The organism is Pseudomonas sp. 2,4-D (genome assembly GCF_030418155.1).
GTDB lineage: Bacteria > Pseudomonadota > Gammaproteobacteria > Pseudomonadales > Pseudomonadaceae > Aquipseudomonas > Aquipseudomonas alloputida.
Map to the genome: position 1 here is coordinate 1 of NZ_JAUHUI010000046.1, position 25,538 is coordinate 25,538.

26 protein-coding genes are annotated in these 25,538 nt (G+C 62.1%); 14 read left to right on the forward strand and 12 right to left on the reverse strand.

Annotation, left to right across the window (positions count from 1 at the left end; translation table 11 throughout):
- Positions 1-70: 70 nt before the first annotated feature.
- From QYE47_RS23360 to QYE47_RS23375, 4 genes are all read right to left on the reverse strand, one after another.
- On the reverse strand, positions 71-1,903 hold the full coding sequence (locus QYE47_RS23360) for an ABC transporter ATP-binding protein (RefSeq protein WP_014590062.1): 1,833 nt from the start codon (positions 1,901-1,903) through the stop codon (positions 71-73).
- 64 nt (positions 1,904-1,967) lie between these two features.
- Complete coding sequence (locus tag QYE47_RS23365; RefSeq protein ID WP_014590063.1) at positions 1,968-2,525, reverse strand: peptidylprolyl isomerase A; 558 nt, start codon at positions 2,523-2,525, stop codon at positions 1,968-1,970.
- On the reverse strand, positions 2,519-3,331 hold the full coding sequence (locus QYE47_RS23370) for an alpha/beta hydrolase (protein WP_014590064.1): 813 nt from the start codon (positions 3,329-3,331) through the stop codon (positions 2,519-2,521). The genes QYE47_RS23365 and QYE47_RS23370 overlap by 7 nt, the downstream gene beginning before the upstream one ends.
- A gap of 13 nt (positions 3,332-3,344) precedes the next feature.
- Positions 3,345-4,268, reverse strand: coding sequence for a LysR family transcriptional regulator (locus QYE47_RS23375; RefSeq protein ID WP_003254610.1), 924 nt, complete (start codon positions 4,266-4,268; stop codon positions 3,345-3,347).
- A gap of 48 nt (positions 4,269-4,316) precedes the next feature.
- On the opposite strand from QYE47_RS23375, the gene QYE47_RS23380 reads away from it, so the two are divergent.
- The 3 genes from QYE47_RS23380 (at position 4,317) to QYE47_RS23390 (ending at position 6,473) form a co-directional block, all read left to right on the forward strand.
- Complete coding sequence (locus tag QYE47_RS23380) at positions 4,317-4,631, forward strand: hypothetical protein (protein WP_012051530.1); 315 nt, start codon at positions 4,317-4,319, stop codon at positions 4,629-4,631.
- Between the two features lie 111 nt (positions 4,632-4,742).
- Positions 4,743-5,342, forward strand: coding sequence for an FMN-dependent NADH-azoreductase (locus tag QYE47_RS23385; protein WP_014590065.1), 600 nt, complete (start codon positions 4,743-4,745; stop codon positions 5,340-5,342).
- A 255-nt stretch (positions 5,343-5,597) separates the two neighbouring features.
- Entirely contained in the window at positions 5,598-6,473 is an 876-nt protein-coding gene (locus tag QYE47_RS23390; protein ID WP_003254607.1) for a carboxylate/amino acid/amine transporter, read from the forward strand.
- A 41-nt stretch (positions 6,474-6,514) separates the two neighbouring features.
- Here the strand turns inward: QYE47_RS23390 and QYE47_RS23395 are convergent, their stop codons facing one another.
- Complete coding sequence (locus QYE47_RS23395; RefSeq protein WP_014590066.1) at positions 6,515-7,816, reverse strand: mechanosensitive ion channel family protein; 1,302 nt, start codon at positions 7,814-7,816, stop codon at positions 6,515-6,517.
- 103 nt (positions 7,817-7,919) lie between these two features.
- On the opposite strand from QYE47_RS23395, the gene QYE47_RS23400 reads away from it, so the two are divergent.
- The gene (locus QYE47_RS23400) at positions 7,920-9,281 is read left to right on the forward strand and encodes a DEAD/DEAH box helicase (RefSeq protein ID WP_019437579.1); all 1,362 of its coding nucleotides are present in this window, start codon (positions 7,920-7,922) and stop codon (positions 9,279-9,281) included.
- A 71-nt stretch (positions 9,282-9,352) separates the two neighbouring features.
- Here QYE47_RS23400 and QYE47_RS23405 read toward each other — a convergent pair whose 3' ends face one another.
- A complete protein-coding gene (locus QYE47_RS23405; protein WP_012051554.1) occupies positions 9,353-9,625 on the reverse strand; it encodes a hypothetical protein in 273 nt (90 codons plus the stop codon).
- A gap of 215 nt (positions 9,626-9,840) precedes the next feature.
- Here QYE47_RS23405 and QYE47_RS23410 point away from each other — a divergent pair, with 215 nt between their 5' ends.
- The 4 genes from QYE47_RS23410 to QYE47_RS23425 all read left to right on the forward strand — a co-directional run bounded on the left by QYE47_RS23410 (position 9,841) and on the right by QYE47_RS23425 (position 11,855).
- Positions 9,841-10,119: a BrnT family toxin gene (locus QYE47_RS23410; protein ID WP_014590068.1), complete on the forward strand. Its 279-nt coding sequence runs from the start codon at positions 9,841-9,843 to the stop codon at positions 10,117-10,119.
- Positions 10,097-10,351, forward strand: a complete 255-nt coding sequence (locus QYE47_RS23415; RefSeq protein ID WP_004576871.1) for a BrnA antitoxin family protein — start codon at positions 10,097-10,099, stop codon at positions 10,349-10,351. The genes QYE47_RS23410 and QYE47_RS23415 overlap by 23 nt, the downstream gene beginning before the upstream one ends.
- A gap of 76 nt (positions 10,352-10,427) precedes the next feature.
- Positions 10,428-10,823: a hypothetical protein gene (locus tag QYE47_RS23420; RefSeq protein ID WP_014590069.1), complete on the forward strand. Its 396-nt coding sequence runs from the start codon at positions 10,428-10,430 to the stop codon at positions 10,821-10,823.
- A 105-nt stretch (positions 10,824-10,928) separates the two neighbouring features.
- Complete coding sequence (locus QYE47_RS23425) at positions 10,929-11,855, forward strand: DMT family transporter (RefSeq protein WP_014590070.1); 927 nt, start codon at positions 10,929-10,931, stop codon at positions 11,853-11,855.
- Positions 11,856-11,873: 18 nt separating this feature from the next.
- Here QYE47_RS23425 and QYE47_RS23430 read toward each other — a convergent pair whose 3' ends face one another.
- Complete coding sequence (locus QYE47_RS23430) at positions 11,874-13,046, reverse strand: MFS transporter (protein ID WP_014590071.1); 1,173 nt, start codon at positions 13,044-13,046, stop codon at positions 11,874-11,876.
- Positions 13,047-13,150: 104 nt separating this feature from the next.
- Between QYE47_RS23430 and QYE47_RS23435 the strand changes: the two genes are divergently transcribed.
- Together QYE47_RS23435 and QYE47_RS23440 are read left to right on the forward strand one after the other, a co-directional pair.
- Positions 13,151-14,044 carry a LysR family transcriptional regulator gene (locus QYE47_RS23435; RefSeq protein ID WP_014590072.1) on the forward strand — a complete coding sequence of 298 codons (894 nt, stop codon included), beginning with the start codon at positions 13,151-13,153 and terminating at the stop codon, positions 14,042-14,044.
- A gap of 124 nt (positions 14,045-14,168) precedes the next feature.
- Entirely contained in the window at positions 14,169-14,297 is a 129-nt protein-coding gene (locus tag QYE47_RS23440) for a PA1414 family protein (protein WP_009683677.1), read from the forward strand.
- Between the two features lie 127 nt (positions 14,298-14,424).
- Here QYE47_RS23440 and QYE47_RS23445 read toward each other — a convergent pair whose 3' ends face one another.
- Together QYE47_RS23445 and speB are read right to left on the reverse strand one after the other, a co-directional pair.
- A complete protein-coding gene (locus tag QYE47_RS23445) occupies positions 14,425-15,804 on the reverse strand; it encodes a sodium:solute symporter (protein ID WP_014590073.1) in 1,380 nt (459 codons plus the stop codon).
- A 132-nt stretch (positions 15,805-15,936) separates the two neighbouring features.
- Positions 15,937-16,887 carry an agmatinase gene (gene speB / locus QYE47_RS23450; protein WP_003254586.1) on the reverse strand — a complete coding sequence of 317 codons (951 nt, stop codon included), beginning with the start codon at positions 16,885-16,887 and terminating at the stop codon, positions 15,937-15,939.
- Positions 16,888-17,112: 225 nt separating this feature from the next.
- Between speB and QYE47_RS23455 the strand changes: the two genes are divergently transcribed.
- The 3 genes from QYE47_RS23455 to QYE47_RS23465 all read left to right on the forward strand — a co-directional run bounded on the left by QYE47_RS23455 (position 17,113) and on the right by QYE47_RS23465 (position 20,453).
- A complete protein-coding gene (locus tag QYE47_RS23455) occupies positions 17,113-18,006 on the forward strand; it encodes a LysR family transcriptional regulator (protein WP_003254585.1) in 894 nt (297 codons plus the stop codon).
- A gap of 137 nt (positions 18,007-18,143) precedes the next feature.
- The gene (locus tag QYE47_RS23460) at positions 18,144-19,709 is read left to right on the forward strand and encodes a PAS domain-containing methyl-accepting chemotaxis protein (RefSeq protein WP_014590074.1); all 1,566 of its coding nucleotides are present in this window, start codon (positions 18,144-18,146) and stop codon (positions 19,707-19,709) included.
- A 144-nt stretch (positions 19,710-19,853) separates the two neighbouring features.
- Entirely contained in the window at positions 19,854-20,453 is a 600-nt protein-coding gene (locus tag QYE47_RS23465) for a tRNA-uridine aminocarboxypropyltransferase (RefSeq protein WP_014590075.1), read from the forward strand.
- Between the two features lie 60 nt (positions 20,454-20,513).
- Here QYE47_RS23465 and QYE47_RS23470 read toward each other — a convergent pair whose 3' ends face one another.
- The 3 genes from QYE47_RS23470 to QYE47_RS23480 all read right to left on the reverse strand — a co-directional run bounded on the left by QYE47_RS23470 (position 20,514) and on the right by QYE47_RS23480 (position 23,144).
- Positions 20,514-21,872: a TolC family outer membrane protein gene (locus QYE47_RS23470; RefSeq protein WP_012051559.1), complete on the reverse strand. Its 1,359-nt coding sequence runs from the start codon at positions 21,870-21,872 to the stop codon at positions 20,514-20,516.
- Between the two features lie 311 nt (positions 21,873-22,183).
- Positions 22,184-22,549 (reverse strand): YbaN family protein, encoded by a 366-nt coding sequence (locus QYE47_RS23475; RefSeq protein WP_014590077.1) that lies wholly within the window; start codon positions 22,547-22,549, stop codon positions 22,184-22,186.
- A gap of 7 nt (positions 22,550-22,556) precedes the next feature.
- Positions 22,557-23,144, reverse strand: coding sequence for a YecA family protein (locus tag QYE47_RS23480; protein WP_010955200.1), 588 nt, complete (start codon positions 23,142-23,144; stop codon positions 22,557-22,559).
- 243 nt (positions 23,145-23,387) lie between these two features.
- Between QYE47_RS23480 and recQ the strand changes: the two genes are divergently transcribed.
- The gene (recQ, locus tag QYE47_RS23485) at positions 23,388-25,535 is read left to right on the forward strand and encodes a DNA helicase RecQ (RefSeq protein WP_041166861.1); all 2,148 of its coding nucleotides are present in this window, start codon (positions 23,388-23,390) and stop codon (positions 25,533-25,535) included.
- The last annotated feature ends 3 nt before the right edge of the window (positions 25,536-25,538 follow it).

Below are 25,538 nucleotides of genomic sequence, written 5' to 3' on the forward strand. Positions count from 1 at the left end.
TAAACCCGCTCCTACAACGATAGCGAACCTGTGTAGGAGCGGGTTTACCCGCGAAAAGGCCGCGCAGGTGTCAATCGACCCCGACAAAACCTCCGGTCTGGTGGTGCCACAACCGGGCATACAGCCCTTGCTGCTCCAGCAACTCACTGTGGCTGCCACTTTCGACAATTCGTCCCTTGTCCAGCACCACCAGCCGGTCCATACGGGCAATGGTGGAAAGCCGGTGGGCAATGGCGATTACCGTCTTGCCCTGCATCAGCGTCTCCAGGCTTTCCTGGATCGCCGCTTCCACTTCCGAATCCAGCGCCGAGGTGGCCTCGTCCATGATCAGGATTGGCGCGTTCTTCAGCAGCACCCGTGCAATGGCGATACGCTGACGCTGGCCACCCGACAGCTTGACCCCGCGTTCGCCCACATGGGCATCGAAACCGGTGCGGCCCTGGGCATCCGAAAGCTGAGGGATGAACTCGTCAGCCCGCGCGCGGCGCACAGCTTCGTGCAGTTCTGCATCGCTGGCACCGGGGCGGCCGTACAGCAGGTTTTCGCGAATCGAACGGTGCAGCAGCGACGTATCCTGGGTGATCATGCCGATCTGTGCACGCAGGCTGGCCTGGCTCACCTTGGCAATGTCCTGGCCGTCGATGAGGATGCGCCCACCCTGCACGTCGTACAGGCGCAACAGCAGGTTGACCAGGGTCGACTTGCCTGCCCCGGACGGGCCAATCAAACCGATTTTCTCGCCCGGGCGGATGTCCAGGTTGAGCCCTTCTATGACATTGGTGGCCTTGCCGTAATGGAAGTCGACGTCATCGAAACGCACCGCGCCGCGGCTGACCTTCAGGGCCGGCGCATTGGGCAGGTCGGTGACGGTGACCGGCTGGGCGATGGTCTGCAGGCCGTCCTGCACCATGCCGATGTTCTCGAAGATGCCGTTGACCACCCACATGATCCAGCCCGACATGTTGACGATGCGGATCACCAGGCCAGTGGCCAGGGCGATGGCACCCACGGTGATCAGCGATTGGCTCCACAGCCACAGGGCAAGGCCGGTGGTGGCGACCACCAGCAGGCCATTGAGGGTGGTGATGACCACGTCCATGCTGGTGATCACCCGGGAGGCCAGCTGGGTTTTCTCGGTCTGCTCGCGGATTGCCTCACGCGCGTACTGCTGTTCGTAGTCGGTGTGGGCAAACAGCTTCAGCGTTGCGATGTTGGTGTAGCCGTCGACGATACGCCCCATCAGCTTGGAACGTGCGTCCGAAGACACTACCGAGCGCTCCTTGACCCGTGGCACGAAGTAGAACAGTGCGGCAATGTAGCTGACGATCCACGCCAGCAGCGGCAGCATCAGGCGCCAGTCGGCCTCGGCGAACAGCACCAGCGAGGTGATGGCGTAGATCAGCACATGCCATAACGCGTCCACCGCCTGCACGGCGGAATCGCGCAGCGAGTTGCCGGTCTGCATGATGCGCTGGGCAATACGCCCGGCGAAGTCGCTCTGAAAGAAGTTCAGGCTCTGCTTGAGCACATAGGTATGGTTTTGCCAGCGGATCAGGCTGGTCATGCCGGGGTTGATGGTCTGGTGCACCAGCAGATCGTGCAGGCCGAAGAACAATGGCCGCAGCAGCAGAATTACAACCAGCATCCAGATCAGCTCGCCGCTGTGCTGGCTGAAGAAATTGGCATTGGGCGTACCCTGGGCCAGGTCGATGATCCGGCTGAGGTAGCTGAACATCGCCACCTCGATCAGCGAGGCGAACAGGCCGACCACCAGCAGCGCAAGAAAACTGGGCCATACCTGGCGCAGGTAGTACAGGTAGAACGGCCACACGGTCGTCGGCGGCGATTCACTGGGGGCTTCGCGAAAGATGTCGATCAGTTGTTCGAAACGGCGGTACAGCATGGGTGGTGACACTCCTGTTCCATCCGGCCCTCAGGCGGTTTCACATCCTTGTGAAAGCCTGCGGTCAGTCGATGCGTTTGGCCGACTTGATGTACACCGGGTCGCTCGGCACATCACGCATGCCTTTCTTGACGGTGGTCGGCGAGTTGACGATCTGGTCGACCACTTCCATGCCCTTGGTCACTTTGCCGAACACGGCATAACCGGCGTCGCGGCCCGGGTTGAGGAAGTCGTTGTCGGCGACGTTGATGAAGAACTGGCTGGTGGCCGAGTTCGGGTTGGACGTGCGTGCCATCGACAGGGTGCCGCGGGTGTTCTGCAGGCCGTTGCTGGCCTCGTTCTTGATCGGGGCCTTGGTATCTTTTTGCACCATCTGGTCAGTGAACCCACCGCCCTGGACCATGAACCCCGGGATCACGCGGTGGAAGATGGTGTTGTTGTAGAAGCCGCTGTCCACGTACTCCAGGAAGTTCTTGGTACTGAGCGGTGCCTTCTCGGCGTTCAGCTCGATTTCGACCTGGCCGAAGCTGGTGTCCAGCAGGACGTGCGGGGTCTTGTCGGAAGCCATGACACTGGTGGCGAAGGCGACCGAGCAGGCGGTGAGCAGGAGTTTTTTCAGCATGGGCTCAAAGATCCTTGAGAGGTGGAAGCGGCTGCGAGGAACTGCAGCAGGGTCTGGTTGAAGACCTCGGGTTGATCGAGGGGGGTAGCGTGCCGGGAATCGTCGACGACGACCAGCCTGGCGTTGGGTATGAGGGCGACATAGCGCTGTTTCAGTTGTATCGGCGTGTAATCGTGGTCGGCGGCGATCACCAGGGTAGGACAGTGAATCTGCCCGATGCGTTCCTGCACGCCCCAGTCGACGATGGCGTCGAAGCTCTTGAGATAGGCGCGTTTGTCGTTGCGCGCCCAGCGCTGGGCCATCTTCTGCCGCAGGTCTGCTTGTTGTGGTTTGGGGAACAGCCGCTCGGCCAGCCCCTTGCCGACGGTTTCGACACTGAGCACGCGCGCCAGGCTCCAGCGTTTGAACCACCATAGCCAGTCACTGCGGGTGCGACGCTTGACCTCGGGGGCGCTGTTGACGATGCACAGGCTGCGCAACCATTGTGGGTGGTCGACGGCAAACTGGAAGCCGACCATGCCGCCCATGGACAGGCCGACGAAATGCACCGGGCCTGTGTGCAAGTGTTCGAGCAGGGCCAGCAGGTCGGCACTGAAGGTGGCGATCTGGTAACCGTCAGCGGGTTTGTCGGAGCGACCGTGGCCGCGGATGTCCATGAGTATCACCCGGTAGTGGCCGCTGAGCACCGGCACCTGCAACTCCCAGTCCTGGCAACTGGAGCCCAGGCCGTGCAGCAGCACCAAGGGTTCGCCCTGGCCATATTCCTCGTAATGCAGCGTGCATCCTTCGTGTTCGAAATAGGCCATGGGCGCGGTCCTCTCAGGCTTGTGGGGGGGCTGCGAAGGGCACGTCCAGTGGCGCGGTGTCGAAATTGCGCAGCAGGTCGATGAGAATCTGCGTGGCCGGGCCCAGGGTCTTCTCTTTGCTCGAATAAAGGTAGAACAGTGGGTGGCGGCTGCCACCCTGATCCAGCGGCAATGGCTTGAGCACGCCCTCGCGCAGCTCGCGCTCGATCATGTGACGGGGCAGCCAGGCAAAACCCAGGCCGCTGCTGACGAAGGTGGCGGCGGTGCCCAGGCTGCCGACGGTCCAGCGCTGCTCGGCGCCCAGCCAGCCCACGTCGCGCGGTTGGGCGCGCCCGGAGTCACGAATCACAACCTGCAGCTGGCTTTCCAGGTCCTGGAAGGTCAGTTCGCGTCCCAGGCGGTGCAGGCTGTGTTCGGGGTGGGCGACGGCGATGAACTCCACTGCGCTCAACTCGGCGCCCAGGTAGCCGCCGATGCTGTAGCTGCTGATGGCCAGGTCGGCGATGCCTTCGTGCATCACTTCCTCCACGCCAGACAGCACTTCTTCACGCAGGCGCACCCGACAGCCGCGGCTTTGTGGCATGAACGCAGCCAGCGCGCGTACCAGACGGGCGCTGGGGTAGGCGGCATCGACCACCAGGCGCACCTCGGCTTCCCAGCCCTGTTCCATGTGGTGGGCCAGGTCTTCGAGCTGGCTGGCCTGCTTGACCAGGTGGCGCGAGCGGCGCAGCAGCACATTGCCGGCCTCGGTCAGCACCGCCTTGCGGCCATCGATGCGCAACAGCGGGACGCCCAGCTGCTCCTGCATGCGGGCCACGGTGTAGCTGACCGATGACTGCGAGCGGTGCAAGGCCTCGGCGGCCTGGGCAAACCCGCCGTGATCGACCACTGCTTGCAGGGTTCGCCACTGGTCAAGGGTTACGCGCGGCGCTTTCATCTTTCGCTCCTGTTGTCCTAAGCTGCGCTCTTTCAAGGAGAGCGGCCCATGAAGAAATGTTGTGCGGCAATACTGATGTGCCTGCCCCTCGGGGCCATGGCTTATCCCATCGATGTGGAGAAGGAGCTGACCGGGGTCAAGCTCGACTACACCGCCTATGACACGGCCTATGACATTGGCGCCATCACCCTCAACAACTATGGGCAGGTCCCGGCGGCGTGCAAGGTGACCTTCCGCAATGGCCCAGAGGCACCACGGGTGCGCCGGGTGAACGTACCGGCGGGTAAAAGCGTCGATGTCACCGCGAAATTCAATCGGCAAATCATCAAACTGCGGATCGCCTTGAACTGCAGCGCGGAATAAACTGATTAATCGATAGATTGGACCCACTTTTTACGCTTTTTTATCGATAGGTCAAGCCTTAATCTCACCTCCATCGAATCGCACCCTTTTTTGCCGATGGAGGCACCCCCCATGTCCCGCGTACTGATCATCGAAAGCAGCGCCCGCCAGCAGGATTCCGTTTCCCGTCAGCTGACCAAGGACTTCATTCAGCAATGGCAGGCCGCTCACCCGGCCGATCAGATCACTGTGCGCGACCTGGCAGTAAGCCCGGTTCCCCACCTGGACGCGAACCTGCTGGGTGGCTGGATGAAGCCCGAAGAACAGCGCAGCGCCGCCGAACTGGAGGCCCTGGCCCGTTCCAACGAACTGACGAATGAGTTGTTGGCTGCCGACGTACTGGTGATGGCTGCGCCCATGTACAACTTCACCATCCCCAGCACCCTGAAAGCCTGGCTGGACCATGTGCTGCGTGCCGGCATCACCTTCAAATACACCCCGACCGGCCCGCAAGGCCTGCTGACCGGCAAGCGCGCCATTGTCCTGACTGCCCGCGGCGGCATCCATGCGGGTGCCAGCAGTGACCACCAGGAACCGTACCTGCGCCAGGTGATGGCTTTCATCGGCATCCACGATGTCGACTTCATCCATGCCGAAGGCCTGAACATGAGCGGCGAGTTCCACGAGAAGGGCGTCAACCAAGCCAAGGCCAAGTTGGCGGCGGTGGCCTGAGGCATCACGAATTCCCAACCCTGACACCTGTTTTTGCTCCTTTGGGTGTACCTGCCCGGCTTGTATGGCCGGGTTTTTTTATGCCTGGGGTTTTTTGGTGGTCAGTGCCGGCCTATTCGCTTGCCGGAAGATATACAGGTCCCTGTGGGAGCGGGCGTGCCCGCGAAGAGGCCGGTACAGCCCCTACATTCCTCATGGTTGAACTCATTCGCCGCAACCCGCTAAGGTCGCCGCCTTGATTCACGAGAGGCAACCATGGGCTACCTGATAATCGTCGCGCTGATCCAGGCGTTTTCCTTCAGCCTGATCGGCGAGTACCTGGCCGGGCACGTCGACAGCTATTTCGCAGTGCTCGCCAGGGTGCTGCTGGCCGGCCTGGTGTTCCTGCCGCTGACCCGCTGGCGCCAGGTCGAGCCACGCTTCATGCGTTCCATGCTGCTGATTGGCGCCTTGCAGTACGGCATCACCTACGTCTGCCTGTACCTGAGTTTCCGCGTGCTTACCGTACCGGAGGTGCTGCTGTTCACGATCCTCACGCCGCTACACGTGACCTTGATCGAAGATGCCCTGAACCGGCGCTTCAACGCTTGGGCGCTAGTGGCCGCGCTGGTCGCCGTGGCCGGTGCTGCCGTGATCCGCTTCGACAGCATCAGCGGCGAGTTCTTCATCGGCTTCCTGCTGCTGCAACTGGCTAACTTTACCTACGCCGCTGGCCAGGTGCTGTACCGTCACCTGGTCGCTCGCCATCCCAGCGACCTGCCACACTACGCGCGCTTTGGGTACTTTTACCTCGGCGCGTTGCTGGTGGTGCTGCCGGCTTTCTTGCTGTTCGGCAACACTCAGCACCTGCCGAGCACTGACGTGCAATGGCTGGTGCTGTTGTTCCTGGGGCTGTGTCCGACGGCGCTGGGGCTGTACTGGTGGAACAAAGGTGCATGCCTGGTTTCTGGCGGTACGCTGGCGGTGATGAACAACCTGCATGTGCCGGTGGGGCTGCTGCTGAACCTGTTGATCTGGAACCAGCACGAGCCGCTAGGGCGGCTGTTCATCGGCGGGGGGATCATCCTGGCGTCGGTGTGGCTGAGCCGCCTGGGTGGTCGCGCGCAAGCACCGCTGGCCGGCAAGGCCTGACGCGCCCTTTGATCCGGGGCTGCTAGGCAGCCCCGGCAATCTCAGGCCTCGTTCATCTCTTCAAGGCGACGCGGCATCGGCTCTGCCGCCGTGCGCCCCGCCAACCCCACGCGCATGTCATTGCCACTCGGCTGCTGATACAGGCTCAAGCCGAACTCCGGCAATACCGCCAGCAGGTAGTCGAAGATATCTCCCTGGATCCGTTCGTAATCCGCCCACACCGTGGTGGTGGTGAAGCAGTAGATCTCCAGCGGCACGCCTTCGGCGGTGGTCTGCATCTGCCGCACCATACAGGTCATGTTCGGGTGAATATTGGGGTGGTTCTTCAGGTAAGCCAGGGCGAACGCGCGGAAGGTGCCGATGTTGGTCAGCTTGCGGCGGTTGGCCGAAAGGTCCGCCACTGGCCCCAGCGCCTCGTTCCAGTTTTGCAGTTCCTGGCGCTTGCCCGCCAGGTAGTCACTCAGTAGCTGCACCTGGCTCAGGCGCTGTTCTTCTTCGCGGGTGAGGAAGCGCACGCCGGCGGCGTCGATGAACAGGCTGCGCTTGATGCGCCGGCCACCGGACTGCTGCATGCCGCGGTAGTTGCGGAATGACTCGCTCATCAGGCGCCAGGTGGGGATGGAGACGATGGTCTTGTCGAAGTTCTGCACTTTCACCGTGTGCAAGGTGATGTCCACCACGTCGCCATCGGCGCCTACCTGCGGCATTTCGATCCAGTCACCCACATGCAGCATGTCGTTGCTGGTCAACTGCACGCTGGCGACGAACGACAGCAGGGTGTCCTTGTACACCAACAGCAGCACCGCCGACATCGCACCCAGGCCGGACAGCAGCAACAGCGGCGAGCGGTCGATCAGGGTAGCGACGATGACGATCGAGGCGAAGATCCACAGCATCATCTTGGCCAGTTGCACGTAGCCCTTGATCGAGCGGGTGCGGGCATGTTCGGTACGGGCATAGATGTCGAGCAGGGCATCCAGCAGGCATGACAGCGCCATGGTCATGAACAGCAGGGTAAAGGCCAGGGCGACATTGCCGAGGAAGTGCTGGGCGGTGTCGGACAGCTCAGGCACCAGCTTCAGGCCGAATTGCAGCACCAGTGACGGGGTCGTTTGCGCCAGGCGGTGGAACACCTTGTTGTGGCGCAGGTCGTCCAGCCACTTCAGCGCAGGCTGGCGGGCCAGCAGGCGCGCGCCGTGCAGTATCAGGAAGCGCGCCAGGCGGCCGACTACCAGGGAGATGAGCAGCAGTACCGCCAGACCGATGGCGGCGTGCAGCATGGGATGTTGGTCGAGGGTGCCCCACAGGTCGAGGGAGTCACGCCAGATTCGTTGGATATCCATGGGCTTGCGTACAGTCTTGTTGCGAAACGAAGCCGTATTAGAGCGCGGATAGCGACAAAGTTGCCAAAAGAAATTCGGCTAAGGCGGCAGAAAACGTTACCCTATGCAACTGAATTTCCCGCACTTGTCTGAGGTTACCTCCGTGTTCTCCCAATTCGCCCTGCATGAACGCCTGCTTAAAGCCGTGGCCGAGCTTAAATTTGTTGAGCCAACCCCGGTGCAGGCCGCGGCCATCCCCTTGGCCCTGCAAGGGCGTGATCTGCGTGTGACTGCGCAGACCGGCAGCGGCAAGACCGCGGCGTTCGTCCTGCCGCTGCTCAACCGCCTGGTCGACCTGAAAGGCGGGCGCGTCGAGATCCGCTCGCTGATCCTGCTGCCGACCCGCGAGCTGGCCCAGCAGACCCTCAAGCAAGTGCAGCTGTTCTCGCAGTTCACCTACGTCAAGGCGGGCCTGGTCACCGGCGGTGAAGACTTCAAGGAACAGGCCGCCATGCTGCGCAAGGTGCCTGACGTGCTGATCGGCACCCCGGGTCGCCTGCTCGAGCAGCTCAATGCCGGCAACCTCGACCTGTCCCACGTGCAGGTCCTGATCCTGGACGAAGCCGACCGCATGCTCGACATGGGCTTTGCCGAAGACATGGAGCGCCTGTGCAAAGAGTGCGAAAACCGCGAGCAGACCTTGCTGTTCTCGGCTACCACCGGTGGCGCGGCCCTGCGCGACATCATCGGCAAGGTGCTGAAAGACCCTGAACACCTGATGCTCAACAGTGTCTCGCAACTGGCTGAAGGCACTCGCCAGCAGATCATTACCGCCGACCACGACCAGCATAAAGAGCAGATCGCGCAGTGGTTGCTGGCCAACGAAACCTTCGACAAGGCGATCATCTTCACCAACACCCGCGCCATGGCCGACCGCATCTACGGTCACCTGGTGGCCAAGGACGTGAAGGCTTTCGTGCTGCATGGCGAAAAGGACCAGAAGGACCGCAAGCTGGCCATCGAGCGCTTCAAGCAGGGCAGCTCCAAAGTGCTGGTGGCGACCGACGTGGCAGCCCGTGGCCTGGATATCGACGGCCTGGACCTGGTGATCAACTTCGACATGCCACGTAGCGGTGACGAGTACGTACACCGTGTGGGCCGTACCGGCCGTGCCGGTGGCGAAGGCCTGGCGATCTCGTTGATCACCCACAACGACTGGAACCTGATGTCGAGCATCGAGCGCTACCTCAAGCAGCAGTTCGAGCGCCGGGTCATCAAGGAAGTGAAGGGCACCTACAACGGGCCGAAGAAGGTCAAGGCCTCGGGCAAGGCGGCTGGTAGCAAGAAGAAAAAGGTCGAGAAGAAGACTGGCGACAAGAAAGCCGCAGCCAAGCGCAAGCCTACTGCCAAGCCGAAGGCCAACGCGCCTCTGGCCAGTGCTGACGGCCTGGCACCGCTGAAGAAGCGCAAGCCTGCTGCTGAATAAGACTCACGCAGGCCCTTTGCAGAAGCGACGCAAGTTCGCATCTGCGAAGGGCGTGCGCAGGCGACGAACGATCACTCCGCCTTTTTCTCTGCCTGTTTCAACTCCTTGATCCGTTGGTCGATCAGCTGACACTTGTCGGGCAAGTCCTTGCTCGCCGTCCCCAGATCCATCCCCTGAAGCTCATCATTGATCTCCTTGGCCTTTTGCGGGTTCTGCTCGGTCAACTGAGTAACCAGCCCGGCCAGCTCCTCACGTTTCTGCGTTGCTTCTTCAGGTGTGCAGGCCCAAGCGGGCAGGGCGCAGAGCAGGGCAGTGGCACAGGCTATGGGCAGTAGCGGTTTCATCCTTCCAACCTCCGGCGGTGGTGATGCCCGGTGGAGGGCTGTGGGGGCAGGGAAGTTCAGGGTTTGCGACCGATGGAAGATTTCTTTGGTGGTGGTAGTCCGTTTCTGAAACGCTCCCGTATCCCTCCAGCGCCGTTGAGCAGCACGCTACATCGCTCTAGTCTCGAAGGAAAAGAGGGGGTATTGTATGTACAGCTGTAAATACAGGTCGTCCCATGTTCTTTGAATGGGACGAAGGGAAAAACCAGAGCAATATCCGCAAGCACGGCATCGACTTTGCCGACGTTCCTGACATGTTCAACCATCCCATGTTGATCCGGCGTGATGAGGATGTGGAATGTGCTGAAGAACGTTGGGTCAGCCTAGGATGGCTAAAGGCGCTGATAGGTGTCGTCGTGTACACGGAGAGGCGGGGTGCGGTGATGCGCATCATTTCTGCAAGAAAAGCCACCAAACGGGAGGCCAGGTACTATGACCAAATCATCGAGAACTGACTGGAGCCGCCTGGCCCGACAGGACGACAAGGATATCGACACATCAGATATCCCTGAACTGGACCAGGACTTTTTCCGCCAGGCCGAGCTGCGCGTTCCCGCCAAGCAGACGGTGACCATTCGACTGGACTCAGATGTCCTCGCCTGGTTCAAGGAGCAGGGCAGCGGCTACCAGACCCGCATCAATCAGTTGCTGCGCCAGTACATGCAAGCGCAACAACGCCAGCGCTAAGCGCTTTGGAACGCTTGGCAACCTTGGCAGGTCCCAACCTGTGTACCCCTTTCGTCCACAGCAGGAGCCCGTAGCCATGAGCATCGCCTACGACTGGGACCTGATCGAACGCTTGCTGCACGAAGTGCAGAACGGCGCCGGTCACAGCTTCACGCCCCGCCCCTATGCCGAGCAGCATGCTGCTGCACTGGCCGCCAAGGGTGAGCCGGTGGGTGACGTGGATCACCTGAAAACCCGTGCATGCGAGTATGAAAAGCTGCTATTTGAGCGCGGATTCATTGAATGCCGGCCTGAAGAGGACGGCGGCAATGGCGAAAACTTCGTCCTGACCGAACGCGGCTCGCGCTTGATGAGCCTGATCGACAGCAGCATCCCCGGCTTCGAGCACCCGCGCCAGGTGCTGGATGAGCAGGAGGATGCGCTGGACGAAACGACGTTCGAACGGGTATCTGCGAAGGCACAGATTGCTTGAGGTCGTTTTAAGGCTGGCAAGTGCAGCATTCAAAACCCGATAATCGGTAGCCTCTGAACGCTGCCGAGCCTTGCCCATGCCTACGATCACCCCAGAGGCCCGCTTATGAGCGCGGTCCGCAAGAACCCTGACGCCTTTGCCTTCCAGGTAATGCTGGGCCTTTGCCTGATCTGGGGCTGCCAGCAGGTACTGATCAAGACCGCCGCCGTCGATATCGCGCCGGTGATGCAGGCAGCACTGCGCAATGGCATTGCCGCTGTGCTGGTAGCCCTGATGCTGTGCTGGCGGGGTGGCTGGGAGCAGGTCGGCAGCACTTGGCGCGCAGGGCTGGTGGCGGGCGGGCTGTTCGGGGTGGAGTTTCTGTTCATTGCCGAAGGGCTGAAACTGACCTCGGCGGCGCACATGTCGGTATTCCTCTATACCGCGCCGGTATTTACCGCCTTGGGCCTGCATTTTCGGCTACCCAGTGAACGCTTGCGGCTGCTGCAGTGGCTGGGCATTCTGCTGGCCTTCGGCGGCATTGCCATGGCCTTTGCCGGTGGCACTTCGTTCGAGCACATGGACGGCCGCACCTTGCTGGGTGATGCCTTTGGCGTGATCGCCGGGCTGGCCTGGGGCGCGACCACGGTGGTGGTGCGCTGCTCGCGGTTGTCGGAGGCGCCAGCGACCTTGACCCTGTTCTATCAGCTGGCGGTCGGTTTTGCCGGGCTGTTGCTGATCGCCCTGCTCAGCGGGCAGATCGGCGCGGTGTCGCTGACGCCGCTGGCGATGGGCAGTGTATTGTTCCAGGGGATTGTGGTGTCGTTCATCAGCTACCTCACTTGGTTCTGGTTGCTGCGCAAATACCTGGCGTCGAACCTCGCGGTGTTTTCCTTCATTACCCCATTGTTTGGGGTGACCTTTGGCGTTTTGCTGCTGGATGAGCCGCTCAGTGCGAATTTCGTGGTGGGGGCGTTGATGGTGTTGTTGGGTGTGATCCTGGTCAGTGCCGAGCCTTGGGTGAAACAACAATTGCGGCGGTTGGTAGGGTGATGTGTTGCCTGTACCTGCTCAGGATGCAACCTTGGCCTGACAGGCGCTTCCTTGTTGTGCATCACCCGGCAACTGGACCAACCCGCCAGCCACCACCAACCCGCCCGCCGCCAGCATCAATGCCGGTTGCAGCCCACCGCTGTAGTGGCTGCTGAGCGCCGCCAACAGCGGCCCACTCAACTGCCCCAAGGCAAAGCATGCGGTCAGCAGCCCGGCATTGCGCTGTGTGGCCTGTGGCGCCAACTCGCGCGAGCGTTGCATGACCAGTTGCATGCATGCCAGGAACGGCCCGCCACACAGCGCGACACCCAGCGCCAGCCCGATACCCCCACCCATCAGGCAGGCCACCACACCCAGCCCTTGCAACCACAGGGTGGCGGTCAACCAGGTTGACGTGCGGCCACCACGGCGCACGCTCACCAGCAACACGCCCAGCGCCGCCGCAAGGCCAAACGCCGGCCAGAACAGGTCCGCCAGCCACTGTCCGCGAAACTGCTGATTGGCCATCTGTGACAGAAAGGTGGCCGGCAGGATGTAGCCCATGCCATACAGGCCATACACCAACCCCAGGCGGCCAGTGCCGACATTGCGCGTCGGGCCTTGCCGTACTGGCGACTGAGTCGGTGCCGCTTGCAATGCCCGTGGCAACCACGGCAGCACTGCCAGCAGCATCACCAGCGCAGCCATGGCATAGATCAGCCACAGGGCTGCCGAGCCAAGCCCCAGCACATGCGCAACCAGTGCCAGTAGCCCGGTCACGGCGATACCGAGGCCGGGCCCGGCGAATACCAGCGCTCCCAGGCGTTGGCGGTTGTGCGCAGTGGCTACTTGCTGGCTGAGGCTGGTGATCATCACCAGCACCCAGGCGCTGGCTACGCCTGTGCCAAAGCGCAGCAGCAGGTGCCCCCAGAAGCCGTTGGCAGCCCAGGAGGCCAGGGTCAGCAGCACACACAGCCACAGCCCCCCATGCAGGCGCAGCCGTACCTGGCCTGGCGAGCGGGCGAACATGGCGTCCACCGCACCCACGAAATAGCCCAGGTAATTGGCCGCCGCGACCAGCCCGGCGACTGTCAGGTCGAACTGGCCTTCGGCAATCAGTTGCGGCAGTTGCGGGGTGAGGGCGAAACGGCCGATGCCCATGGCCATCATCAGCGCCACGGCGCTGGCGAGCAGTTGAATGAGTGGCGACATGACAGGTCTCCTGCGCAGGTAAGCGATAGATGGCAGGTTAAGGCGCTTTGTTTTTCAATAAAATTGAATAATGATGATCAAGTTGTTCTGTTTTGGAGAATGCTGTGGAATTCAGCCAACTGCGTATCTTCCAGGCCGTGGCCGAGGAAGGTTCGGTTACCCGCGCCGCAGAGCGTCTGCATCGAGTGCCATCAAACCTTTCCACGCGCCTGCGCCAACTCGAGGAGCAGCTGGGCGTCGAACTGTTCCTGCGCGAACGCCAGCGCCTGCAACTGTCGCCAGCAGGCAAGGTGCTGCTGGACTATGCCAACCGTATGTCCGCCTTGCGCGACGAAGCGCTGGGCGCCGTGCGTGGCGGTCAGCCGGCTGGGGACTTCGTGCTGGGGACCATGTACAGCACGGCGGCGACCCACCTGCCGGCGTTGCTGGCGCGCTATCATCAGGCTTACCCGCAGGTGAACCTGCAAGTGCGTGCAGCACCCAGCGGCGAGTTGCTTGAAGGGCTGTTGAACCACACCCTGGATGCTGCTCTTGTGGACGGGCCACCGAGCCTTGCCGGGCTGGATGGCGTGCCGCTGTGCGATGAGCAACTGGTACTGATCACCAGCCCTGAGCACCCGGCGGTCTTCACAGCCAAGGACGTGGCGGGCAAGGCGGTGTTCACCTTCCGCCAGGGCTGCTCGTACCGCATGCGCCTGGAGGCCTGGTATGCCCATGCCCATACGCCGATGGGGCGTGTGATGGAGATCGAGTCGTACCAGAGCATGCTGGCCTGTGTGATCGCGGGTGCGGGTGTGGCAATGATGGCCCAGTCGATGCTCGACAGCCTGCCTGGACGTGATCGGGTGAGGGTGCACCCGCTGCAGGCACCTTTCGATCAGGCGGTCACCTGGCTGATGTGGCGCCAGGGCATGCGTGGGGCTAATCTGCAGGCATGGATCGACCTGCAACAAAGCGAAACGATTAACCAGTCGTCGGAATGCGCCGCCACGGCTTGATCCGCGTCAAAATCGCCCTTATCTGTAGGAACAGAGGCATGCGTAATACAGGACATCGGGCTATGATCTGTATGAAACATTGCAGGATTGATTTGCCGTGAGGCTGACCCGTCAAGGGGGCATTATGAATAAACCACTGTCAAACTGGCTCCATGACCTTGCTGTCGCCTTGGGGCTGATTCCACCACCCTTGCAGCCGGTGCCGATCCCGACTGATGAAGAGCAGCGCAAACGTCAACCGCGTCGGCGCTGATTAACGACAAAGGCCGCTTCACCCGGTTTGGTGCAGCGGCCTTTTTGTGTCTGCTGATTGTCTATTGCCTGTGCCGGCCCTTTCGCGGGCAAGCCCGCTCCTACAAGCGAAAGGGCCGGTACAGCAGTCAGGCCAGCTTTACCGCTGCCACCGACTTGCGTGACGCCAGGCTCACCCCCACAAAGCTCACCAGCCCTACTGCCAGGCTGTAGTAGATTGGCGTATTGGCCTCCAGCCCGTCCAGGAACATGAACAGCAGGGCGGTAGCAAAGCCCAGCGACATGCTGGCAATCGCGCCTGCGGTGGTCGCACGCTTCCAGAAGATCGCCCCGATCAGCGGGATCAGCATGCCGCCGACCAGCAGGTTATAAGCCAGGGTCAGGGCGTTGATCACATCATTTACCACCAGCGCGATGCCCAGCACCACCAGGCCGGTGAGCAGGGTGAACAGGCGGCTGGTACCCAGGCTCGACTGCTTGCCACCACGCAACTTGGGCAGCAGGTCTTCGGTCACGGTGGTCGAGGCAGCCAGCAGACCGGCGCTGGCGGTGGACATCATGGCCGCCAGCGCTGCTGCCATCAGCAGGCCACGGATGCCATCGGGCAGGGTGGTCTTGATCATCTCGGCAAAGGCGTTGTTCGGGTTGGCCAGGTCGGGCATCAGCACATGCGCAGCCATGCCGATCGCAGCACAGGCCAGGCCATACAGCACGCAGTACACACCAGCGGTGGTACCGGCACGCTGACAGACCTTTTCGTCACGGGCGGTGAACACCCGCTGCCAGATGTCCTGGCCGATGAGGATGCCAAAGAAGTAGATCAGGAAGTAAGTGATGATGGTGTCCCAGCCAATGGTAGTCAGCTGGAAGCTGGCCGCTGGCAATTTGGCCACCAGGGTGTCCCAGCCACCGGCCTTGTACAGGCACACCGGCAGCAGGATGAACATCAGGCCGACGGTCTTGATCACGAACTGGACGATATCGGTCAGTGTCAGCGACCACATGCCGCCAATGGTGGAGTACAGCACTACCACACCGCCGCCGAGCATCAGTGAAGCCCAGAACGGCAGGTCCAGCAGCACCTGCAGGACGGTGGCCATGGCCAGGGTCGAGGTGACACCGATCATCAGCGCGTAAGCCAGCATGATGACGGCGCTGGCCTGGCGTGCGGTCGGGTTGTAGCGCTGTTCCAGTACCTGGGTCACGGTGAAGATGCGCAGGCGCAGCAGCGGTTTGGCGAGGAACAGGTTGATGGCGATGATGCCCAGGCCCAGGGCTGCGCACAGCCAGAAACCGGAAATGCCGTGGACGTAGCCCAGGCGCACGGTGCCGACGGTGGAAGCACCACCGAGCACGGTGGTGGCCATGGTGCCCATGTACAGCACCGGGCCGAGATTGCGCCCGGCCACCAGGTAGTCTTCATGGGTTTTCGCGCGCCGCATGCCATACCAGCCAAGCCCGAGCATGCCGGCGGTGTAGATCATTACAACAATAATGTCCAAGGCCATTGGGGGTCTCCCGATTATCTTTATTATGGCGAGATCGACCATGCGGGCGGGTTCACCGCGCCCGGCGGTCTTGTCGTGTGTTGGCGGGCCTCAGTGGCCCTCCCTCATGGCTCCTGCCGGGGTGTAGCGGTATTAACGACGCACCACGCCCGGTAGCACGCAGAGCATCTCGAACAGCAGGTTGGCACCGAGCAGCGAGGTGTTGCCGGTGGTGTCGTAAGGCGGGGAGACTTCGACAAGGTCACAGCCGATCAGGTCCAGGCCGTGGCAGCCGCGAATGATCTCCATCGCCTGGATGGTGGTCAAGCCGCCGATTTCCGGGGTACCGGTACCGGGCGCCCAGGCCGGGTCGATGCCATCGATGTCGAACGACAGGTAAACCGGGCCGCCGCCGACTTTTTCCCGCACTTCGGCCATCAGTGGCTCCAGCGACTTATGCCAGCACTCTTCGGCCTGGACCACGCGGAAGCCTTGGCGACGGCTCCAGTTGAAGTCATCGGCTGTGTAGCCCTGGGCGCGCAGGCCGATCTGCACCACACGGTCACAATCGAGCAGGCCTTCTTCCACGGCGCGGCGGAAGGTGGTGCCGTGGGCGATCTTCTCGCCGAACATGTGGTCGTTGACGTCGGCGTGGGCATCGATGTGCACCAGGCCGATCTTGCCGTGCTTCTTGTGCAGCGCACGCAGGATCGGCAGGGTGATGGTGTGATCGCCACCCAGGGTCATGGGGATGACGTTGTGCTCGACGATCTCGTCATACGCTTCTTCGATGATGCGCACGGCGTCCAGCAGATTGAAGGTGTTGATTGCCACATCACCGATATCGGCTACCGACAGCGAGTCGAACGGGGCGGCACCGGTAGCCATGTTGTACGGGCGGATCATCACCGATTCGGCGCGGATCTGCCGTGGGCCGAAGCGGGTACCGGAGCGTAGCGAGGTACCGATATCCAGTGGTACGCCGATGAAGGCAGCATCCAGGCCTTCGGCGCTTTGCAGGTGGGGGAGGCGGAGCATGGTGGCGATGCCGCCGAAACGCGGCATTTCGTTGCCGCCCAGTGGTTGGTGGAGAGTCTTGTCCACGGTGGGCCTCATCAGTCGGTCGATTGTTGTGTTTGTTCGAACCTGTGCCGCCGCGCGCCATTCACGTGGGTTTTGCCGGCGGGTAGGGACATTTCGGCCAAGTCTGCTCAAGGGAGTGCCGGGGAAGAATCGCTACCGACAAATACTTAGTTCAGGATTTTCTGAACTAAAGCCGGGTGGAGCAGTTAGACTGCGCGCACATACCCTTTGTGGAACCGTTGCACCATGGCCTCGACCTTGCCCGACCTGAAACTGCTGCGCATCTTCATCAGCGTGGTGCGCCACCAGGGCTTTGCCAACGCCCAGCGCGAGCTGAACCTGTCGACCTCGGCCATCAGTACCTACATGAGCCAGCTGGAGGGCGCCTTGGGTATCGTGCTGTGCCACCGGGGGCGGGGTGGCTTCAGCCTGACCAGCAAGGGCGAGCTGTTCCATCAGGAAACCCTGCGCCTGCTGGCCGAGCTGGACGGTTTCGAGCAGTATGCCGCCGCCCTCAAGGGTGAATTGCGTGGCACCCTCAACCTTGGGGTGATCGACTCCACGGTCGGTGACCGCGCCTTGCCGCTGGCCGAAGCCATCGGCGCCTACAGCCAGGAGCACCCGGCGGTGCACCTGCACCTGTCGGTGTCCAGCCCCTACGAGCTGCAACTGGGTGTGCAGGACAACCGCCTGGACCTGGCCATAGGCGCGTTTTCTTCGCGGATGAGCGGTCTGCTCTACCAGCCGTTGTACCGCGAGCAGCATTGGCTGTACTGCAGCAGCCGCCACCCGTTGTATGCCGAGCGGCGCATTCCCGAGCAGGTGGTGACCCAGCAGCGCATGGTCGGCCGTGGTTATTGGAGCCAGGCCGAACTGGCCCGGCATGGCTTCAAACACAGTGCTGCGACAGTTGAAAGTATGGAGGCGCAGCTGATCCTGATCCTTTCCGGGGCCTATATTGGCTACTTGCCCGAGCACTACGCCCAAGCCTGGGTCGACAAAGGTGACTTGCGCGTGCTGTCGCCGTCGACCTTTGGTTACCAGGCCCCGTTCTCGCTGATCATTCGCCGCGGGCGCAGCCGCGAACCGTTGATCCAGACCTTCCGTGACCTGTTGAAAAGCCAGCTCAACGTGGGCTGAGATGCGACGCATTCATGCATTCCGTCGGGAGGGGGTTAAATTCCGGTAAACGCTGGCCGCTAACCTGATAGCGCTCTGCTACATATCAACTTGCGCTGATGATTTCCCCTTATTTCATCCTGCAAGGATCGCCCAAGATGCGCATGAATTTGCCCGTCACTGAGCACGAAAGAACCTTCTCCGGCGATCAACGCCTGATTTCCACGACTGACCTCAACAGCCGCATCACCTACTGCAACGACGCCTTTGTGGCGATCAGCGGGTTTACCTACGACGAACTGATCGGTCAACCGCACAACCTGGTGCGCCACCCGGACATGCCGCCGGCGGTGTTTGGCCATATGTGGGAAACCATCAAGCAGGGCAAACCCTGGATGGGCATCGTCAAGAACCGGGCGAAGAACGGCGATTACTACTGGGTAAGCGCCTACGTCACGGCGATATACGAACAGGGGCGGATCAGTGGCTACGAGTCGGTGCGCTCGGTGCCCACCCGTGAGCAGATCCGCCGTGCCGAGGCACTGTATGCGCGCTTGCGCGATGGCCGCAGCCCGGTGCCCTGGGCTGCTCGTCTGGGGCACGGCCTGGGCCATGGCTGGCCGCTGATCGTCGCAGGCGTGCTGTCGGCGGCGGGTTACCTGTGGTTGCCGCCTTACGCGGCGCTTGGGGTGCTGATGGCGAGCCTGCTGCTGGCCTGGTACCTGGTCGAGCACCGGCAGAACCAGGCCGTCCGCCGCACGCTGGCCGAGCACCCCAAGGCCTTCACCAGCCCGCTGGTGGCGCTGACCTACAGCGACAACTCGGGCCTGCGGGGCCAGCTCGATCTGGCCATCATCAGCGAAGAAGCCCGTCTGCAAACGGCCCTGACCCGACTGGTGGATGCCGGGGTCGGGGTAAAATCGCGGGCTGCGCAATCCTCTGACCTGTCCGATGCGCAGGCGCAGATGCTCGACCGCCAGCGCAGCGAGACCGACCAGTCCGCCACGGCTATCGCGCAGATGGCGGCTACCATCCAGCAGGTCACCCACAACGTGCAAAGCACGGCGCACGCGGCAGGTGATGCCGACCAGCTGGCGCAGCAGGGCAGCGAGCTGGCCCTGAAGAGCCTGCAAGCCATGGGCAGCATGAGTGATGCGGTCAATGACATTGGTCAGGCAGTCAACGCCTTGGCCGAGCAGACCCAGTCGATTGGTAGTGTGGTCGACGTGATCACTTCGATTGCCGAGCAGACCAACCTGCTGGCGCTTAACGCTGCCATTGAAGCAGCGCGCGCCGGTGAGCAAGGGCGTGGGTTCGCCGTGGTGGCTGATGAAGTGCGGTCTTTGGCGCAGCGTACCCGCGCGTCGACCGAAGAGATCCACCATATCATTGCCTCGTTGAGGGCCGGGGCGGAGCGAGCGGTGAGCACTGCCAGCCGGGGCGAGCAGATTTCCCGGGACAGTGTGCACAGTGTCGAGGCGGTGCAGGCGGCGCTGAGCGGGATTGCCGTGGCGGTCAGCCGCATCACCGGCATGAGCCAGCAGATGGCCACGGCATCGGAGCAGCAGAGCCATGTGGCTGAAGACATCAACCAGCAGATCGTGAGGATTGCCCAACTGTGCGACCAGAGTGCCGGGCAAGCCAGGCAAGGCGCGGAAATCAGCCAGGACCTCGAGCGCATGGCGGAGTACCTGCACAGCCTGGCGGAAAGGTTCAACCGCTGAAATCGCTGGGGCCGCGAAGCAGGCCACGCGGAGGCAGGCACGGGCTTCGCCCGTGTTCGAGGGCAAGCCCGCTCCTACAGGAGCGAATGGCCCGCAAAGCGGGCCCCGGTTATGTGGCAAACTGTCCCCGCCAAGGAGACCGCCATGCCCAGACCCCGCTGCGAGCGCTGCCAGCGCCCGTTCGACCATTGCCTATGCCCACTGATCCCCGCGCTCGACAGCCGCACCCGTGTGATCCTGCTGCAGCACCCCAGTGAAACTGCCCATGCCCTGAACACGGCGCGCCTGGCTGCCCTTGGCCTGAACAATGCCGAGCTGCGGATTGGAGAGGTGTTCGATGACCTGCATGACCTGCTCGCCACCCCTGAATACCAGCCGGTGCTGCTGTTCCCGGGGGATGACGCCCAGGTGCTGACAGCCTATGGCGAGGCGGGCGACAAACCTTTGCTGCTGATCGTGCCCGACGGCACCTGGCGCAAGGCGCGCAAGCTGCTGTACCTGAACCCGTTGCTTGGGGGGCTGCCACGGGTGACGCTGGGGCAGGTGGCCGCTTCACGCTATCGGTTGCGCAAAGCGCCGGAGGCGGGAGCATTGTCGACGATCGAGGCTGTGGTCGGGGCATTGAATACGCTGGAACAACCGGCCTGCTTCGATGCACTGCTGGCGCCGTTCGAGGCGTTGATCGAGGGGCAGATCAGGGCTATGGGCGTAGAGACTTTTCAGCGTAATCATGGCCGCGAATGAGGGTTGAGGGCTGCTTTGCACCATTCGCAACACAAAGCAGCCCCGCTACCTAAAACCCGCTCAACGCATCTCAGGCAGACGCGCCTCGGTGCGGACTTCGGTGGTCGCCAGCGCCTCTGGTGGCAACGAAATATGCTGTTTGCTCAGCAATTCACCCATGGTCGCCAGTACGCGGTAGCGCGAGAACTCTTCGGTGTAACGCACCTCGGTGTAGCGGCGGTCGGCGTTGTACAGCTCGTTCTCACTGTCGAGTACGTCCAGCAGGGTGCGCTGGCCCAGGCCGAACTGGTCCTGGTAGGCCGCACGCACACGCTTGGTGGTCTCGGCGTATTCACGCGCGGTCGGCAGCTGCTTGCTGGCGTTGTTCATGGCGTTCCACGCCAGGCTCAGGTTCTCGGTCAACTCACGCAGGGCGTTGTTGCGAATGTCCAGTGCCTGGTTGATCTTGTGCGCGTCGGACTGCAGGCGAGCCTTGTCGCTGCCACCGCGGAACAGGTTGTAGTTCATCTCCACGCCAGCTTGCCAGTCGTTGTTGTTGTGGCCTTTCTCGCCGCCGGTGTTGTTGTTGGCTCCGGTTGCCAGAATGGCGTCGAAGCGTGGGTAGAAGGTCGACTTGCCCACTTCGTACTGCTTCTCGGCGGCGTTGACGTCAGCCTGGGCAGACTTGATGTACGGGTTGTTCTGACGCATGCCATCGCGGGCTTCGTCGAGGGTGCCTGGCACCTCGCCCTTGATGCTCTGCGGGCTTTCCAGCTCGTCCGGGGCGCGACCGATCACGCTGAAGAAGTTGGCCTCGGCATCGGCCAGGTCGACTTCGGCGGTGTCCAGGTTGTTTTCCGCCAGGGCACGACGGGCGCGGGACTGGTCGAGGTCGGCGGTGCTGCCGACGCCGCGCTCGTTGCGCAGGCCAATCTGGTCGTTGACGCGCAGGTGAGCTTGCAGGTTGTTCTTGGCCAGGGTCACCAGTTCACGGCGTTTGAGCACTTCCAGGTAGACCTCGACTGCACGCAGGGCGACATCCTGGGCAACGGCCTGAGTGTAATAGGCGCGGGAGGTAGAGACCGCCTCGGTGCGGCCTACTTCATTCGAGGTGTTGAAGCCGTCGAAGATCATCTGCCGCAGGCGCAGTTCGGACTGGGTGTAGTTGAGGGTTTCCTTGTTGTGGTTTCCCTCGGCGCGGGTAGTGGCGTTGTCCGAGCGCTGGCGGCCGTAACCGGCAACCAGGTCCACGGAAGGGTAGTAGCCACCACGCGCGAACTTCACGTCTTCATCGGCCGACAGCTTGCTGTTACGGTTGGAGCTGACTTGTGGGTGGTAGTCCACGGCGCTTTGGACAGCCTCGGTAATCGACATCGCCTGTACGTTGGCACTCGCCAGGGCCAACAGTAAAGCACTGGTGATGGGGTTCAAAACGCGCATGGTACATCTCCCTGATCCTGGAATTGATCCTGCTGTTCGCCAAAAAAATGACGATAAACTTATCGCGTATAGTGTTGCAGGTTTTTAACAACACAGCTAAGTACATTCAACGCGATAGATAAGAAGATTTATTCATATCAAATTGCCATATAAGATCTTTGTTGTCTAATAAGTGTGCATTCCAGCGCACGAAATGAACCCAAGAAGTGCCTTGAAAACCAATGGATACAAGGGCTATGCGTAGTTCCAGAACTAATTTGGATAAATAGGTTGTTGATTAGGCGAAAGCGATATTTGGCGACAAAATATTGTCACCTCGGCTTGTGCAGGGTCTTCAGGCTGAGAATGTACAGGGTGACCAATACGGCACTGGTCAACATGAAGGTGCGCGCCCAGAATAGCGGCACCAGATAGCACGACAGGCCAATGCTGGCCCACATCAGGCCGATGGCGTAGACCTTGCCCTTGAGGGGGATGCCTTCACCACTGAGGTAGTCACGGATCCATGGCCCCAGCTTGGGATGATGGACCAGCCAGTGATGAAAGCGCGGCGAGCTGCGGGCAAAGCAGGCCGCCGCCAAAAGCAGGAATGGGGTGGTGGGCAATACCGGCAAAAATATCCCCAGCACCCCCAGCGCGACGCTGAGCCAGCCAGTGGCCAGCAGCAGGTAGCGCACAGGTTGCTCAGTGGTGGCGTGGCTTGAGCAGCGCCGGTTTTTCGTCAGGGGCGTGCAGCAGCAGGAACAGTGCGCTCAATGCCTCGGGGATTTGCACGATCATGTCATCCTGCAGGTTGGCGTTGCTGGCGATATCGGCGAACTCTGGTTGCTCGTCGAACAAGCCCGAACCCACCATGATCGGCAGCAGCATCTCGCTGACTTCTTCCTCGGCGTTCTCGAACCACGCCTCTTCCCGCAGGAACACGCCTTCCATGAAGCCGATGCACCAGCCGCGCAGGTCGGAATCGTCCGGCTCATCGGTCAGGTCGAGGTCGCAGGGCAGGTCGAATTCTTCGTCGCTGGCCAGCTGGCGGGCAATGTGCGCCTTGAGCGCCACCAGGGTGGCTTCGATCTCGGTGCGCTGGGCTTCGCTGGCGTAGTGCGGCTCCTCGGCGAACAGGGCGTCGATCCATTCGCGCTCGGGCACGTCCTCGGCGTTGATCGAAAGAGCGGTGAGGTAGCCGTGTGCGGCGACATAGTCCAGCGCTTCTTCGTGCAGCTCGTCGGCGTCGAGGAAGGCTTGCAGGCGGGTCAGTTGCTCGGCGAAGGACATTACAGGGCTACCTTGGGGAATAAACGATAACGAATTCTAGCACCTTGCAGCGGCAGCGGGGCAAAGGGAACGTCTATCGCCGCGGTGCATGTGCAGCACGGTGCTGCGGTATACTCCGCGATTTTTCATCCAGGGGCAGGTTTTAACGGCTGCCTGGCAAAAACCGCTTACGCATTTGGCGTGTGCGGGGCGGGTTTTTCGTCCAGCCTTTATCCAGGATGGTACGGCGATTTGGAGTTGCACATGCTCGAACAGGCTCAGCGCGTTCTCAAGGACATCTTCGGCTACGACAGTTTCCGTGGGCGCCAGGCAGCGATCATCGAATGCGTGGCCAATGGCGGCGATGCCTTGGTACTGATGCCCACCGGTGGCGGCAAATCGCTGTGTTTCCAGGTGCCGGGGCTGCTGCGCCCGGGCCTGACGGTGGTGGTATCGCCACTGATCGCGCTGATGGACGACCAGGTCGCCACCCTTGACGAGCTGGGTGTATCTGCGGCCGCCCTGAACTCTACCCTGACGGCGGAGCAGCAGCGTGAACTGGCCGGGCGCTTGCGCCGTGGTGAAGTCAAGATGCTGTATCTTGCGCCGGAACGCCTGGTGCAGCCGCGCATGCTCGACTTCCTGCGCGATCTGGACATCTCGCTGTTCGCTATTGACGAGGCCCACTGTGTATCGCAATGGGGGCACGATTTCCGCCCAGAGTACCTGCAGCTGGGCCAGCTGGCCGAACTGTTTCCGCATGTACCGCGCATTGCGCTTACCGCTACAGCCGACATGCGAACCCGCGAGGAGATCGTTCAGCGCCTGCACCTGCAAGGCGCCGAGCGCTTCCTGTCGAGTTTCGACCGGCCCAACATCTTCTACCGCATCGTGCCCAAGGAGGCACCGCGCAAGCAGTTGATGGCCTTCCTCGGCGAACGTCGTGGCAACGCAGGCATCGTCTACTGCCTGTCGCGCAAGAAGGTCGACGAAACCGCCGCCTTCCTCTGCAGTCAGGGTTTCCCTGCGCTGCCGTATCACGCCGGCCTGGCCGCCGAGACACGTGCGGCCAACCAGCACCGCTTTCTCAACGAGGAAGGGCTGATCATGGTCGCTACCATTGCTTTCGGCATGGGTATCGACAAGCCCAACGTGCGTTTCGTTGCTCACCTCGACCTGCCCAAGTCGCTTGAAGCCTACTACCAGGAAACCGGCCGGGCCGGCCGTGACGGCCTGCCCTCCGATGCCTGGATGGCCTACGGGCTGCAGGACATGGTGATGCTCAAGCAGATGCTGCAGAACTCCGAAGGCGACGAGCGCCACAAGCGCATCGAGCAGCACAAGCTGGACGCCATGCTGGCGCTGTGCGAAGAAACGCGCTGCCGCCGCCAGACGCTGCTGGCCTACTTCGACGAAACCCTCGAACAACCGTGCGGGCACTGCGACAACTGTGTCGACAACATCCAGACCTGGGACGCCACCGAGCCGGCCCGCCAGGCGCTGTCGGCGGTGTTCCGCACCGGCCAGCGCTATGGTGTTGGCCACCTGGTCGATGTGCTGTTGGGCAAGGACACCGAGAAGGTGCGCAATTTCGGCCACGAGAAGCTGTCGGTATTCGGCGTTGGCAAAGGCTTGGCCGAGGTGGAGTGGCGCTCGCTGTTCCGTCAGTTGGTGGCGCGCGGGCTGGTCGATATCGACCTGGAAGGCTACGGCGGACTGCGCCTGTCCGACAGCTGCCGGCCGCTGCTGCGCGGCGAGGTGACCTTGCAACTGCGCCGTGACCTCAAACCGCAGACCACGGCCAAAACCTCGTCGTCCAGCGGCGGCAGCCCGGCCAGCCAGCTGGTGCGTGCCGAAGAGCGCGATCTGTGGGAAGCGCTGCGTACCCTGCGCCGCAAGCTGGCCGAAGAACACAGTGTGCCGCCCTACGTCATCTTCCCCGACTCGACACTGCTGGAGATGCTGCGCAGCCAGCCGGTCAGCCTCAGCGACATGGCCCAGGTCAGCGGTGTGGGGGCGCGCAAGCTGGAGCGCTACGGCCAGGCGTTCCTCGAAGTGCTGAACAACAGCGGTGGCACCGACGAGGCACCGAAAGTGGTGCTCGACCTGCGCCATGAACTGGTCAGCCTGGCCCGTGCCGGCATGACCCCGGCGCAGATCGCCGGGCAGCTCAATTGCAGCGAGAAGAACGTGTATAGCCTGCTGGCCGAGGCGCTGGGCCGCCAGGAACTGAGTCTGGACCAGGCCATCGACCTGCCGGAAGACCTGATGATGGAGGTGCAGGACGCCTTTCTTGATGGTGAGGGTGAGCTGCCACCGGTGTCGGCCATTGCCCCGCAATTCGGGGCGCGGGTGCCGGAGGGCGTACTCTATTGCGTGCGCGCAGCGCTGGCGGCGGAATTCGAATTGTAAACG

What these genes read in the sequence shown, in the direction of transcription:
- QYE47_RS23360 (WP_014590062.1), bottom strand. Translation starts at nt 1,903, where the DNA reads ATGCTGTACCGCCGTTTCGAACAACTGATCGACATCTTTCGCGAAGCC.
- QYE47_RS23365 (WP_014590063.1), bottom strand. Translation starts at nt 2,525, where the DNA reads ATGCTGAAAAAACTCCTGCTCACCGCCTGCTCGGTCGCCTTCGCCACC.
- QYE47_RS23370 (WP_014590064.1), bottom strand. Translation starts at nt 3,331, where the DNA reads ATGGCCTATTTCGAACACGAAGGATGCACGCTGCATTACGAGGAATAT.
- QYE47_RS23375 (WP_003254610.1), bottom strand. Translation starts at nt 4,268, where the DNA reads ATGAAAGCGCCGCGCGTAACCCTTGACCAGTGGCGAACCCTGCAAGCA.
- QYE47_RS23380 (WP_012051530.1), top strand. Translation starts at nt 4,317, where the DNA reads ATGAAGAAATGTTGTGCGGCAATACTGATGTGCCTGCCCCTCGGGGCC.
- QYE47_RS23385 (WP_014590065.1), top strand. Translation starts at nt 4,743, where the DNA reads ATGTCCCGCGTACTGATCATCGAAAGCAGCGCCCGCCAGCAGGATTCC.
- QYE47_RS23390 (WP_003254607.1), top strand. Translation starts at nt 5,598, where the DNA reads ATGGGCTACCTGATAATCGTCGCGCTGATCCAGGCGTTTTCCTTCAGC.
- QYE47_RS23395 (WP_014590066.1), bottom strand. Translation starts at nt 7,816, where the DNA reads ATGGATATCCAACGAATCTGGCGTGACTCCCTCGACCTGTGGGGCACC.
- QYE47_RS23400 (WP_019437579.1), top strand. Translation starts at nt 7,920, where the DNA reads ATGCAACTGAATTTCCCGCACTTGTCTGAGGTTACCTCCGTGTTCTCC.
- QYE47_RS23405 (WP_012051554.1), bottom strand. Translation starts at nt 9,625, where the DNA reads ATGAAACCGCTACTGCCCATAGCCTGTGCCACTGCCCTGCTCTGCGCC.
- QYE47_RS23410 (WP_014590068.1), top strand. Translation starts at nt 9,841, where the DNA reads ATGTTCTTTGAATGGGACGAAGGGAAAAACCAGAGCAATATCCGCAAG.
- QYE47_RS23415 (WP_004576871.1), top strand. Translation starts at nt 10,097, where the DNA reads ATGACCAAATCATCGAGAACTGACTGGAGCCGCCTGGCCCGACAGGAC.
- QYE47_RS23420 (WP_014590069.1), top strand. Translation starts at nt 10,428, where the DNA reads ATGAGCATCGCCTACGACTGGGACCTGATCGAACGCTTGCTGCACGAA.
- QYE47_RS23425 (WP_014590070.1), top strand. Translation starts at nt 10,929, where the DNA reads ATGAGCGCGGTCCGCAAGAACCCTGACGCCTTTGCCTTCCAGGTAATG.
- QYE47_RS23430 (WP_014590071.1), bottom strand. Translation starts at nt 13,046, where the DNA reads ATGTCGCCACTCATTCAACTGCTCGCCAGCGCCGTGGCGCTGATGATG.
- QYE47_RS23440 (WP_009683677.1), top strand. Translation starts at nt 14,169, where the DNA reads ATGAATAAACCACTGTCAAACTGGCTCCATGACCTTGCTGTCGCCTTG.
- QYE47_RS23445 (WP_014590073.1), bottom strand. Translation starts at nt 15,804, where the DNA reads ATGGCCTTGGACATTATTGTTGTAATGATCTACACCGCCGGCATGCTC.
- QYE47_RS23455 (WP_003254585.1), top strand. Translation starts at nt 17,113, where the DNA reads ATGGCCTCGACCTTGCCCGACCTGAAACTGCTGCGCATCTTCATCAGC.
- QYE47_RS23460 (WP_014590074.1), top strand. Translation starts at nt 18,144, where the DNA reads ATGCGCATGAATTTGCCCGTCACTGAGCACGAAAGAACCTTCTCCGGC.
- QYE47_RS23465 (WP_014590075.1), top strand. Translation starts at nt 19,854, where the DNA reads ATGCCCAGACCCCGCTGCGAGCGCTGCCAGCGCCCGTTCGACCATTGC.
- QYE47_RS23470 (WP_012051559.1), bottom strand. Translation starts at nt 21,872, where the DNA reads ATGCGCGTTTTGAACCCCATCACCAGTGCTTTACTGTTGGCCCTGGCG.
- QYE47_RS23480 (WP_010955200.1), bottom strand. Translation starts at nt 23,144, where the DNA reads ATGTCCTTCGCCGAGCAACTGACCCGCCTGCAAGCCTTCCTCGACGCC.
- recQ (WP_041166861.1), top strand. Translation starts at nt 23,388, where the DNA reads ATGCTCGAACAGGCTCAGCGCGTTCTCAAGGACATCTTCGGCTACGAC.